This is a genomic window from Phycobacter azelaicus, from assembly GCF_014884385.1.
Taxonomy (GTDB): Bacteria; Pseudomonadota; Alphaproteobacteria; order Rhodobacterales; family Rhodobacteraceae; genus Phycobacter; species Phycobacter azelaicus.
Window position 1 is genome coordinate 2,336,346 of the sequence record NZ_WKFH01000003.1, and the last position, 12,488, is coordinate 2,348,833.

The 12,488-nt window shown below is 58.8% G+C and carries 11 protein-coding genes; 10 read left to right on the forward strand and 1 reads right to left on the reverse strand.

What is annotated here, in order from left to right:
* Window positions 1–8 precede the first annotated feature (8 nt).
* A complete protein-coding gene (locus INS80_RS12330) occupies window positions 9–905 on the reverse strand; it encodes a LysR family transcriptional regulator (RefSeq protein ID WP_192965919.1) in 897 nt (298 codons plus the stop codon).
* A gap of 154 nt (window positions 906–1,059) precedes the next feature.
* Between INS80_RS12330 and INS80_RS12335 the strand changes: the two genes are divergently transcribed.
* The 10 genes from INS80_RS12335 to INS80_RS12380 all read left to right on the forward strand — a co-directional run bounded on the left by INS80_RS12335 (window position 1,060) and on the right by INS80_RS12380 (window position 12,487).
* On the forward strand, window positions 1,060–2,031 hold the full coding sequence (locus INS80_RS12335; RefSeq protein ID WP_192967274.1) for a membrane dipeptidase: 972 nt from the start codon (window positions 1,060–1,062) through the stop codon (window positions 2,029–2,031).
* A 28-nt stretch (window positions 2,032–2,059) separates the two neighbouring features.
* The gene (locus tag INS80_RS12340) at window positions 2,060–3,769 is read left to right on the forward strand and encodes a hypothetical protein (protein ID WP_192965920.1); all 1,710 of its coding nucleotides are present in this window, start codon (window positions 2,060–2,062) and stop codon (window positions 3,767–3,769) included.
* Window positions 3,766–4,416, forward strand: a complete 651-nt coding sequence (locus tag INS80_RS19475; RefSeq protein WP_192965921.1) for a DUF3726 domain-containing protein — start codon at window positions 3,766–3,768, stop codon at window positions 4,414–4,416. The genes INS80_RS12340 and INS80_RS19475 overlap by 4 nt, the downstream gene beginning before the upstream one ends.
* Before the next feature lie 357 nt (window positions 4,417–4,773).
* Window positions 4,774–5,361, forward strand: coding sequence for a heme NO-binding domain-containing protein (locus tag INS80_RS12350; RefSeq protein ID WP_192965922.1), 588 nt, complete (start codon window positions 4,774–4,776; stop codon window positions 5,359–5,361).
* Entirely contained in the window at window positions 5,358–6,368 is a 1,011-nt protein-coding gene (locus INS80_RS12355; protein WP_192965923.1) for a GGDEF domain-containing protein, read from the forward strand. Before INS80_RS12350 ends, INS80_RS12355 begins: the two co-directional genes overlap by 4 nt.
* A gap of 286 nt (window positions 6,369–6,654) precedes the next feature.
* Complete coding sequence (locus INS80_RS12360) at window positions 6,655–8,709, forward strand: molybdopterin-containing oxidoreductase family protein (RefSeq protein ID WP_192965924.1); 2,055 nt, start codon at window positions 6,655–6,657, stop codon at window positions 8,707–8,709.
* A 139-nt stretch (window positions 8,710–8,848) separates the two neighbouring features.
* Window positions 8,849–10,282 carry a MocR-like pyridoxine biosynthesis transcription factor PdxR gene (gene pdxR, locus INS80_RS12365; RefSeq protein ID WP_226892613.1) on the forward strand — a complete coding sequence of 478 codons (1,434 nt, stop codon included), beginning with the start codon at window positions 8,849–8,851 and terminating at the stop codon, window positions 10,280–10,282.
* Between the two features lie 173 nt (window positions 10,283–10,455).
* Window positions 10,456–11,220 (forward strand): SDR family NAD(P)-dependent oxidoreductase, encoded by a 765-nt coding sequence (locus INS80_RS12370; protein WP_192965925.1) that lies wholly within the window; start codon window positions 10,456–10,458, stop codon window positions 11,218–11,220.
* Between the two features lie 12 nt (window positions 11,221–11,232).
* Complete coding sequence (locus tag INS80_RS12375) at window positions 11,233–12,000, forward strand: crotonase/enoyl-CoA hydratase family protein (protein WP_192965926.1); 768 nt, start codon at window positions 11,233–11,235, stop codon at window positions 11,998–12,000.
* Between the two features lie 4 nt (window positions 12,001–12,004).
* Window positions 12,005–12,487: a MarR family winged helix-turn-helix transcriptional regulator gene (locus INS80_RS12380; protein ID WP_192965927.1), complete on the forward strand. Its 483-nt coding sequence runs from the start codon at window positions 12,005–12,007 to the stop codon at window positions 12,485–12,487.
* The last annotated feature ends 1 nt before the right edge of the window (window position 12,488 follow it).

Below are 12,488 nucleotides of genomic sequence, written 5' to 3' on the forward strand. Positions count from 1 at the left end.
CTGCGGTCTTATCCCTGAAACGGAGCTGACAGGCGCCTGATCTGCCGGGACAGCTCTTTTACTGCTGGCAAAAGCGGACGGTCTGCCTTGTGCATCAGGTGGAGATGGCGGCGGGCCTCTGGGTCGGCCAAGGGGCGGAACACAAGGGCAGATGCGCCGGGCAACTGCATCGTCATCTCGGGCAGGATCGAATATCCAAGCCCTGCGCGCACCATCGCCAGGATCGAAGTGACATTGTGCCCCCGCACCTGGGCATTGGCGTGAAGGGCCTTGGACTCCTCGCTCCTCATTCCTGCAGAGAGAGGGTTGGTGATAAGCCTGTGATCCAGAAGGCTTTGCCATGGGAGCGGACCACCCGGGTTGGCGAGGGGATGATCGCTGGAACAGATCACGCCAAAGGCATCCGACATCAACCCCGCGGAGTGAATGCTCCTGTGCGCCATGGTGGCGGACTCGCCACCTGTCGCAATCCCGATGTCGGCCTGGTCCTGCTCCACCGCGCTGATGACGTCACCTGAGGCCATATCCCAAACCTCTACACGCACGTCCGGAAAACGCGCGATAAATTCTGAGATCGCCTGCGGTAGAAGGCTGCCCGCAACCGAGGGTACGGCCGCAACGCGTACATGGCCTTTTCGGGCGCTGGCAAAGCCCTCCATGGCTCGAACCGTCAAGTCAAAGTGCTGCAGCTCTCGGTCTGCCTCTTCGAGCACAAAGACGCCAAGTGCGGTAAGCCGATTTTTGCGGTCAGTCTCAAACAGCGGCTCGCCGAGGTGTTCCTCCAGCTGTTTCAATGTCATGGACACGGCGGATGGTGTGCGCCCCAATTGACGTGCCGCCGCACCAAGTGTCCCTGCATGGGCGACGGCAGCAAAACAGCGCAGCATTTCGATCTTGATCGCCATATTCAGAATTTCTGAAATTGATTTGAGTCCTTTGAGTTTGTGTGAAGCTTGTCCCCAAGTCCATAGTTGGCTTGCACCCCTATCGCCCAGCCAAAAGGAGAGCTGTTTTCATGCGCCAGAACGTAAGCCAGCTTGGGCGCGGGGTGTTGCCATGATGCGGATCGACGGGCTGCAATACGCCAACTGGTCTGAAGTGATTTTTCGGCAGATGCGCGAAGGCGGCGTGGATGCGGTGCATGTGACCATCGCGTATCATGAGAGCTTTCGCGAAACAGTCCTGAATTTCGAACAATGGAACCGCTGGTTCGAACAATATCCCGATCTGATCCTGAAAGGCACGACGGCCCGCGATATTGACCGGGCACGGGACAGCGGTCGCACTGCGGTTTTCTTCGGTTTTCAGAACCCGTCCCCGATTGAAGATGATATCGGGCTGGTGGAGATCCTGCACACTTTGGGTGCGCGTTTCATGCAGCTCAGCTATAACAACCAGTCGCTTCTTGCGGCCGGGTGCTACGAGACAGAGGACAGCGGCATCACCCGCATGGGCCGTCAGGTGATCCGGGAGATGAACCGAGTCGGCATGGTGATCGACATGAGCCATTCGGCAGACCGTTCCACCATCGAGGCTGCGGACCTGTCCACGCGGCCCATCGCCATCACCCATGCCAATCCCCATTTCTGGATGCCAGCTTTGCGAAACAAGAGCGATGATGTGATCCGCGCCGTTACGCAAAACGGTGGCATGCTTGGCTTCTCACTTTACCCACATCACCTGAAAGACAAATCGGACTGCACGCTTGATAGCTTCTGCACCATGGTTGCCCGCACGGCCGAGCGTTTTGGAGTGGAGCATTTGGGGATCGGCTCGGACCTGTGTCAGGATCAGCCAGATAGTGTTGTGGAGTGGATGCGGGTCGGGCGCTGGACCAAAGAGATGGACTACGGCGAAGGCTCTGCCAGCGCGCCGGGGTTTCCGCCGATGCCGACATGGTTTCAGGATAATCGGGACTTTCCGAAAATCGAGGCCGGGCTGCGTTCCGTTGGCATGAACAACGATGAAGTTTCTGCGATCATGGGCGGGAACTGGTACCGTTTCTTTGAAGAGGGCTTTGGCCCGGCCTAAGCGAATACAACCAGGGAGCGGAGGCAAGATGGACAGCAGTAGTGCACCCGAACCGGCACATATTCCGCTGCGCCCGCCCCAGCAGGTGATGCGCCTTTCGAGGCTTGGCGCCTTTCACCAGTCACGCCTGTCCTTCATGCGAATACTTCTGCGCCGCCTGACGGCAGAGGCATGGCGCTTTGACCGCCCTGTTTTCGATATTGATGCGCAGGGTGTCGGCCATGCCGTGTATTGCGCCCATGGACCGGAGCGCAGCTATTCGCTTGTCTGTTTTGCCCATGATCTGCCGCCCGAGAAGCGCTCGGATCGGGTTATTGCGCAGGCTTGGGATGCGACCTTTGCTCTGTTTGATGGTGTGCCAACTGGGCAGGATATCGCCCGGCTGTCCCGGAATGTTCCCCTTCAAGAAGCAGGACGGGTAACGGAGCTGGAGTTGTCCGTCTCTCGTGCAAACCGTTCGGTGCGCCTTTGGGAACATGTGGTTTCTTCCCTTGCTGCAGGGCACCAGCCTGACGTGGATCAGATTGACGCGGTCGGTTACCTGATGCGTACGACGGCAGTCTACGGATCCGGGAAGCTCGGCGCGGCTGATCGCGAGGCGATTGCCAAACGGGCTGAACTTGCAGCGCCGTTTCAGGTCGAGATGCTGTCAGTATACCTGACGCGCGCCTTTGTCAGGGACCTTGTCCAGCACATGGCGCATGTGCGCGCCGAGAAAGCAGGCAAACGCGCAGCGCAGCTAGATCCCTATCTGGCCCGGCGCCTTGGTATCGGAAACTCCACCGGCCTTGGCATGGCTCCCTTCCTGATCAACCATCCTCAACTGTTTCACAATTGGATTGCAGCGCGGGAAACTGCCCTGCAGCGGGTTCGCTCTTTAGAGGCGGCAAGTGATCTGGAGGTCGCCCAGTTTCTTGAACTCTTTGAATCCGCACGGGCATCAACCATGCGGTGGCGGTCCGAACATGCTTTGCAAGAGCGGAAACTGGTGGCGCTCATGGCCGACCTCGATAGCATGGCGGATTTCCTGAGCCATGAAGTGCTGGAAGGTGCAAGACCTTGGGACCGGCTTTACCGATGGGCAGAAGAGCGGCTTTCTGTCGAAGGGCAGGAATGGCTCGTATCGTTGATGCTGGAGCCGTTCGGCGACCTGGTGGATGATCTGGCCGATCAAATGGCGAGCCACGCGCCCGAGTTGCGCCCGGTCGACGGCAGCATGCTGCTTGCGCGACTGCGTCTGGCAATAGAGGCGCGTTATGATTGGGCGCTATGCATAGACTGGGATGATCCGGAGAGTGCTGCCCGTGTCTGGTATATCTCGGCTGAAAAGCAGGAGCCGCGCTTGGGCGAACGGCATCAGGAACCCGTTGAAGCCTATGAACAGCCTCTGGCGCCCGGGCGTGATGTTGCAACCTTGTATGCTGCGCTGGATGGCTGGGACGGCGCGGCAACGGTCGCTGAGTTCTTATGCCACCACCCTGAGCACCGTCATGCTCTGCGCCGGGTGCAGATCTTGGAGCGGGCGCCCTATGCAGAGATCCGCGACAATACGATTGCGGCAGATTTGCTGCCGATTGATCTGCTGCGCTGCAAGCTGTCGTTCTTCGGGGCCACGTGTTTTGATCCCCGTTCGGACCGCTGGGTTCGCATTTCGATGTTCTCAAATGCCCCTTATCCGAATGAACTCGCGGCGCGATGTGACCCGTTCTGGATCTATCCGGAGGCGTTACATCAATGAACCTTTCGTTGAATGAAATGGAGGCGCTGTGCAGGCGCGCGGCGGTGGGCGCCGGGTTGCATTGGGGGCTTGCCGAAGAGGCGGGCAAGGCCGCGCGTTGGTTGGCTGAGTTCGACTTGCCGGGAGCACAGGCACTGTTGCGGTATTTGGAAACTCTATCAGGCGGCTCTGTCCTTAGGGCAGGGCCAGTCTCGCTCGAGGCACCTTGGCGGGCTGAGGCTGGACGTCTGTGTCCGCTTATTGCTGGTCCCGCGCTTTGTGATTCTGCGGAAAGACTGGCAAAGAGTGGCGGCCTTGAGATGGAAAACGTCTGTTTTCCTGTGCTGGTGCTTCCACATGCGGCTGCGACTGCAGAGATTTTGGGCGAATGCGTCAGCCTGGACTGGCAGGCTCTTCATGCTGTCACAGACGGCAGATGTCTGAGTCTGGCCAGTAAACAAACAGATTTGTTGTCAGAGCAGGCGGTTTCATTGACGTGCCGTCTCGGCGGGCGTCTCTGGCGGCATCGCGCGCGCCACCGGCGGGCATGTGTTTCAGCGGATTGCTTTGACCGCCTCTCTGCTTTGGCGCATCGCTCCTTTGCGCCTGCCACAGCCCAATCACGGATGCTTGGCGCAGGATCTGGATGTGATGAGGGCAATCAGTAAAGCAGGCCGCTTCCGGAGCGCCTTAGCCCTTTGGGGCAGGTCAGCGCATGGGTTGACGCTGCTGCGACGGAAGGGATAGCTTAAAAAGGCTAATCTCACCCTCCAAGCCCTCGGTTGCGGTTTTTTGCGTCACACTGACACAAAGATAAAGTGTTCACTGGCGCTTTTATGGTTGCGACTATCAATGGAACGCTTTCGTTGGTTGTTCTACATGCGATACACTATTCGCATGTGCTGGTCTCAACAACGGCCTGGCGGTGAGAGATGCCGCCTCGGTCGCATGAATTTAATGCATGTTGGGCGTTTATTAACAATAAGGCCCCATTAGTGAGTCACGGTAGGAAAAGGGGCCAAGAGATGCATGGTCTGATCAACAGGGCGATCCAGGCTTTTGTGACCAGTACCTATGGCGGGGACCGTTGGAACGAAGTCATGGATCAGGCAGGTCTCGGTTTTCGCGATTTCGAGGCCATGTTGATCTATACGGATGAGCAATCCAACAAAATGCTTTCGGCCATGGAAATGGTCATCAAGCGTCCGCTGGCAGAGATGCTTGAAGATATGGGCACCTTTCTTGTCTCTAACCCTCAGGTCGAGTCCTTACGCCGTTTGCTGCGGTTCGGAGGCGTGAACTACGTCGAATTCCTACACTCCCTTGACGACTTGCCGGGGCGCGCGCGCCTTGCCGTTTCGGATTTGCATTTGCCCGGTTTGGAGCTTTTGGAGCAAGCACCGGGACAGTTTGAACTTGTTTGCCAGCCTGGTCTGCCCGGCTATGCAAACGTGATGGTCGGTATCTTGCGCGCCATGGCCGATGACTATGGCGATCTTGTGATTCTGGATTACAGCGGCGTCCGGGATGGAGCGGAAGTGATTTCCATCACTGTTGTGGAACGCGACTTTGCTGAGGGGCGAAGCTTCGATTTGGGGGCGCATTCGTTATGATGACAGGCCAGCAGCTTGCTGCCATCGCGGACCATATCTGTCCCATGTACGCAATCGTGGATCCACGAGGCCGTATCGTGCGCGTTGGTCCGACACTCAGAAAACTGCGACCCGATTTGAAATGGGAAGGGCGGCGCTTCTTTCGAGTGTTCGACCTGTCCCGTCCAAGGCGGGTTCGTTCGATGGAGGATCTGGTGAATACCGCCGGGTCCAAACTGCATTTGCATTTTCGCGATACACCGCAGACCAGTTTGAAAGGTGTGCTGGTCCCGCTGCCCGAAGGCCAGGGCGCCATCATCAACATGTCGTTCGGCATCTCGGTTCTTGAGGCCGTGCGAGACTATGATTTGACCAGCGCTGATTTTTCACCGACGGATCTGACGATCGAGATGCTCTATCTTGTTGAGGCAAAGTCCGCCGCGATGGAGGCCTCCCGCCAGCTTAACCTGCGTCTGCAGGGGGCAAAAATTGCAGCCGAAGAACAGGCATTCACCGATACACTGACCGGATTGAAAAACCGGCGCGCGATGGACCATATTCTTGAACGCCTGATCAACAGCGGTCGGGATTTCGCCCTGATGCACCTCGATCTCGATTACTTCAAGCAGGTCAATGATACCCTTGGCCATGCTGCGGGGGATGCGGTTTTGCAGCACGTGGCGCGTGTGATGGTCGATTGTACAAGGCAGTCTGATACCGTTGCCCGTGTCGGAGGTGATGAATTCGTTCTCATTTTCAACGATCTGCGGGATGCGCGGCAGCTTGATGGCTTGGCAGAGCGATTGATCTCACAACTTGAGGTCCCCATTCCGTATGGTGGAAAGCAGTGCAAGATTTCGGCAAGCGCCGGGACAACACTTTCTGTCTGGCACGACGGTACGATCACAGCGGCGCAAATCATGAACGAGTCGGACCTTGCACTTTATGCGGCCAAGGGATCTGGCCGAGCGCGGCATTGCTTCTATCAAAAAGGCATGGAAAAAGACGTTCTGGCTCAAGGCAACTGAATGCTGAGCGCCCATCGTCGGCGATTTCAGCCATGAGCATTGATGCACGTAGATGCCCGAAATTGGCGATCCTGAACACTGCCCCTCACAGATTGGGAGACAGCCCTTCGGCAGTTGCCAAGTCAGAATTTTGCCGGGTGCAAAATGCCTCGCCTGCTGCGACATAACCCAGGTCGGTTATCCGGTCTTTGGAAATTGGTCTGGTCATTTGGTGTGTTTTTGGACGTTTTTTACGCCCCATTGAAGGGTGTATCCGGTCGGTGAACACTCGACGCCAGAGGACGCCATGACCGACCACCAGCCAACTATGTCACATCCAAGTGTTTGCCCGCTCGATTGTCCCGATACCTGTAGCCTGACCATAAAGGTGCGCGGAGACAGAATTGTCGATGTCAAAGGTTCCGACGTGAACCCGTTCACCGCGGGTGTCATTTGTAACAAGGTTGCGCGCTGCTTCCCGGACTATGTGCATGGCCAGACACGGTTGCGCCATCCTCTGAAGCGCACGGGGGCCAGAGGCGCTGGAAGCTATGCCCAAATCTCCTGGGATGAAGCGCTGGATCTCGTGCATGACGGGTTTTCTCGTGCGATCGAACAGCATGGTCCCCAGTCTGTGTTGCCGCTCAACTATGCCGGGCCACATGGGGAACTGGCAGGGGCATCAATGGACCGTCGGTTTTTCTACAAGATGGGGGCGACACTGCTGGATCGAGGCCCCCTGTGCGGCGGCGTACGTGGTGCCGCCTATGAAAGCCTGTTCGGTGCGGCTCCCGGCATGCCGCCGGAACAGGTCATCCACTCCGACCTGATCCTTGTCTGGGGCAACAACGTCACCGTCTCCAACCTGCATTTCATGCGCGTGCTCAAACAGGCCCGCGCCGCTGGCGCGCGTGTCGTGGTGATCGATCCCAAGCGGATCAAGCTGGCCGAACAATGTGACCTCCACCTGCAGCTTAGGCCGGGAACCGATGTCGTCCTCGGTCTGGGCCTTGCGGCCGAGTTGGAGCGGCGCGGCGCCTTGGATGCCGATTTCATTGCAGAATGGACGCTGGGCTTTGAGGACTACATGAGCGCGGCGCGCGCCTATACGCCGGAACGCGTGGCGCAGATCTGCGGCATCCCGGTCGAAGGAGTGTTGCGGCTTGTCGATTGGATCGCTGGTGCCAGAAATCTGGCAAGCGCTTTTGGCAACGGGATCGAACGTACCCGGTCTGGCGGGGCAGGGCTGCGTGCTGCCATGGCCCTGAATGCCTTGACCGGCCAACATGGGCGGCTCGGGGCTGGGATCGTGGCCAAATCCGGGGCAGCAGCGCCCAAAACGTCTGATCGCCTGCAGGGGGCACATTTGATGCGTCCCGGAACCCGGTGCTTCAACATTGTGGATGTCGCGGCCAAGATGCTTGACCGGGATCTGGAGCCTCCTGTCGCGGCGGCTATGATCTACAATCACAACCCGGTTGCGACACACCCGGATCAGGAGGGGATGATCAAAGCCCTGATGCAGGAGGAGATCTTTGTTGTCGGCTCGGATGTGGTGATGACTGACTCCATGGCGCTCTGCGATGTGATCCTGCCTGCGGCCAGCCATTTTGAATACGATGATATCTATGGTGCATATGGACAGAACTACCTGCAGCGGGCCACGCCGGTGATTGCGCCTGTCGGGGAAAGCCTGCCCAACACCGAGATCTTTCGCCGTCTGGCCGCGCGGTTCGGATATCTGGAGGACGAATTCCAGCACAGCGATCTTGAGCTGATTGATCAGGCCTTCGATGCATCCAGCCCTGTATTCAACGGGACCGCGCCCAGCGACATCCCGGTTGACGCTGCGATCGAACTGAATGCGGGCGATGGCGCTCCGCTTGTCATGTGCAAGACAATTGCGCCGCGCACAGGCTCGGGGCGGATCGAGCTTTTCAGCCAAACCCTTGAAGACCGATATGGCTGTGGTGTGCCACGTTATGCTCCTGCGCCACAGGATCTGCCTCTGGTCCTGATCACCCCAAGTTCGGACAAGCGCACCAATGCCACCTTTGGCGACCATCCTCTTTCTGCCGGGGCTGAGGTCATCGAGGTGCACCCTCAAGATGCTGCGGAGCGGGGGCTCACGGACGGGGAGGACGTGACCGTTTGGAATGCCCAAGGGCAGGTGACACTTGTCCTGAAGGTTTCCACCGCGACGCGCCCGGGCGTGGCTTACAGCCCCAAAGGGACATGGCTGTCTTCCTCCAAGACGGGCCGGACGGCCAATGTGCTCATTCCGTCTGTGGTGCGCACGGATATCGCGGACGGAGCCTGCTACAATGAGACCTTCGTCGATCTGAGACGGGCGTCGATATAGCTGGCATCTCAGGGACGTCCGGCTTCTGCCCAGCCTCGGCACACTTGCCTGAGCGTTCATTGTGACGAATGCGATCCGTGACTAAGGTGGCCTCAGGAGAGCCGCTGAACGGCTCCACCTGCAAGAAAAGGTCAGGTTGATGTCGAACTCCTCAGTGCGTCATGAGCAAAGCATGTCGGCCTTGGCCTTTACGCTGGACCGGGATCAGCCAACACCATTGTTTGAACAGATCTGCGCTGCGCTGCGTCAACAGATCGTGGCCGGAGAGCTTCCAGAAGGGTATCGGCTGCCTGCAACACGCAGTCTTGCCGTCGAACTGGGGGTCGCGCGCTCCACCGTGGTGACTGCCTATGAACAGATGCAGGCAGAGGGCTACATTTCCGGTCGGCAGGGGGCGGGCTATAACGTCTGCGCAATGGGCGAGGTCGAAGTCGCCGCCGCATGCCAGCCGCGTGCTCAGCCGCCATTCGAAGACATGTCCCGCAGCCCTTTGCCGTTCAGTGGCGGTGAGCCGGATATGCGGCTGTTTCCTCATCGGCGGTGGGGGCAGTGCGTGGCCCGGATTTGCCGCAACGCACCAGAGGCGCTGCTGGATGGGGGATCGGCTCTGGGCAATGCAGACCTCAGACGATCCATTGCATCTTACGTGGCTGATTGGCGCGGGCTGTCTGTCGGGCCGCATCAGGTGATCATCACGGCCGGGGCAGGGGATGCGCTGGACTTGTGCCTGCGCACCATCGCCCAAAAGGGGCATGCGATCGGGCTTGAAGACCCTGGGTACATCCCTTTGCGCCGGATCGTCGAAGGTCAGGGGTTGCTGCGCACCTCTGTGTGGGTTGATGAATCGGGTGCCTGCGTGCCGCAGGGCGATGCGGAGTTGAGGGCTGTTGTTCTCACGCCCTCCCATCAGTTTCCGCTTGGTGGGGCAATGGCGCCAGGGCGGCGGGTTGAGTTTCTGGACTGGGCGCAAAAGTCAAAGGCCTGGATCATAGAAGACGATTATGACAGTGAATTCCGCTACGCAGGCCGCCCCATCCCGGCTATGGCTGGGTTCGAGGGATCGAACCGGACGGTTTATGTCGGCAGTTTCTCCAAAACCTTTTCCAACCGCCTTCGGATCGGTTATCTCATTGCGCCCGAGGCGTTGTTGCCTGCATTGCAGGACAGGCTGCACCGTGTTGGCTCCCGAGCAAGTGTGATGCCGCAGCAAGCCTTGGCGGCCTTCATCGACAGTGGAGAGTTCTATCGGCATTTGCGGCGGATGCGGCGTATCTATGCCGAGCGGCGTAAGCATCTCTTGTCACGTCTTGCGGCAGAGTTCGCCGAATTTGGCCATGCGCTGGACCAGGGGGCCGGCATGCAGATCGTTTTCCACCTGAGGCCGGGGCTCAATGATGCTGAAATCTGTCTTCGCGCCAAGGGGGCGGGCTTGGGGCTGCAGCCATTGTCTGGTTTCGCCGTCAAGGCCGATGGTTTGAACGGCCTTGTCCTTGGTTGCTGTCATATGAATGAGCAGGAGGTCGATCTAGGGTTGACGCGTTTGGCACAGATTCTGGACGAAACCTCTGGCTGAAAGCGTTCGGGTTTGCTGGCTTATGTCCTGTGTGAATCCGAAGATATCATTGTTTTTAATGTGTTAGGTGCTGAGCAAAATTTGCTTGGCAGAATATAGGTACTTCGTATAACTATATTTCAAATAGATATGTGGAATAACGATGATGATCGTTATCCAATTGGGAGGGCATCATGGATATCGATGGACGTGTGGCTTTGGTCACAGGCGCGGGCAGTGGCCTCGGTGCGGCGACGGCACGGCATCTTGCGGCCAAAGGAGCCAAGGTTGCGGTTCTGGATTTCGACATCGAGCGGGCCACAGCAGTCGCAGGTGAGATTGGCGGCATCGCGCTGCACGTGGATGTAAGCGACGAGAGCGCCGTGGGCGCAGCCTTGGATAGCGCGATACGTCAGCTTGGCAGTGCGCCTCGCATTGCGATCAACTGCGCTGGCGTCGGCATGGCGGTGCGGATCGTCGGGCGTGAGGGCAAGCTGTCCTTCGATGTATTTGAAAAAACGCTGCGGGTGAATCTGTTTGGCACGTACAACGTGATGAGCCACGCCGCCCGCCGCATGGCCGAGCTTGAGCCGTTGGACGATGGCGAACGTGGCGTGATCATCAACACCGCATCCGTCGCTTATGAGGACGGTCAGCTAGGGCAGGCGGCCTATGCGGCCTCGAAAGGTGCGATTGCCTCCATGTGCCTGCCTGCGGCACGCGAGTTTGCACAGAGCGGCATTCGTGTCGTGGCGATTGCGCCGGGCCTGTTCCAGACCCCGATGATGGAAGGCCTGCCCGAAGAAGTCTCGGCCAAGATCACAGCCAATATCCCGTTCCCCGCTCGGCTTGGCGCGCCCGAGGAATACGCGCTTCTGGCCGAGCAGATCGTGACCAATCCATTCCTCAATGGAACAACAATCCGGTTGGACGGCGCCGTGCGCCTGCCGCCTCGCTAAAGGACCTCGCCCATGAGCGACCCCATTCTGAAGATCGACATCGAAGACAGTATCGCCACCCTGACAATGAACCGTCCGGACAAGCGCAACGCCATGTGCGAAGAGCTGCTGGAGGCGCTGGATGCGTTCTTTTCCGCGCCACCGAAAGATGTGCGCGTGGTCATCCTAACCGGCACCGCCGGGCATTTCTGCTCTGGTTTGGATCTGTCGGAACATGTGCACCGCTCGGCCGAAGAGAACCTTTATCACTCGCGCCAATGGCATGGGGTGATGGAGAAGATCCAGTTCGGCGGGCTGGCGGTCGTCTCGGCCATGTTCGGGGCAGTAATCGGTGGTGGTTTGGAGCTTGCGTCCTCGACCCATGTGCGCATTGCTGAGCCTTCGACCATCTTCCAACTGCCCGAGGGGCGGCGCGGTATCTTTGTGGGTGGTGGTGCCACCGCGCGGGTCGGGCGCCTTCTGGGCGCGGACCGCATGACTGAGATGATGCTGACAGGCCGCAAGTATGACGCCGAAACCGGCGTGGCGCTGGGCCTTGCCCACTATGCGGTGGGCGAAGGCGAGGCGATGGAGTTGGCGCGGACGCTGGCCGGAAAGATTGCCCGTAACGCGCCCCTGTCCAACTATCTGATGATCCAGTCCATCGCGCGCATCAACGACATGTCGCAGGCGGATGGGCTGTTCACGGAATCGCTGGCCGCCGCGCTGTCGCAAACCACGCCCGATGCCGAGGAAGGTCTGTGTGCCTTCCTTGAAAAGCGTGCGCCAAAGTTCCGGTGATGGGATGAAGAAAGCTGTGTCCGATAGCGATATGCAGTCGCAGGCCGCCGAGGTCAGCGACGCCACCCTGCGCGGCTTTATTGGCTATCACATGAAGCGCGCCTTCAACGTGCTGCAGGCGGATCTGACCCAGACGCTGAAACCGTTCGAGCTGCGCATGCTGACCTATACCGCGTTGACGCTGATTGTGGACAACCCGGGCCTGCGCCAATCGCAGCTGGCCGATGCCATGGATGTGGAACGTCCCAATCTGGTGATTGTCATCGACGAGCTGGAGCGGCGCGACCTGATCGTGCGGGACCGTGTTCCCACCGATCGACGCGCCTATGCACTGCGGGTGACGCTGGCAGGACGGCAGCTCTATGAAAAAGCCTTTGCGGCGATGAAAGACCACGAAAAACGGATGCTTGATGGGCTGGACGAAGAGACCTGCAAGACGGTCGTGGCTGCTCTTGAGGTCATCCAGAAACACCAGGCGAAAGGATAAG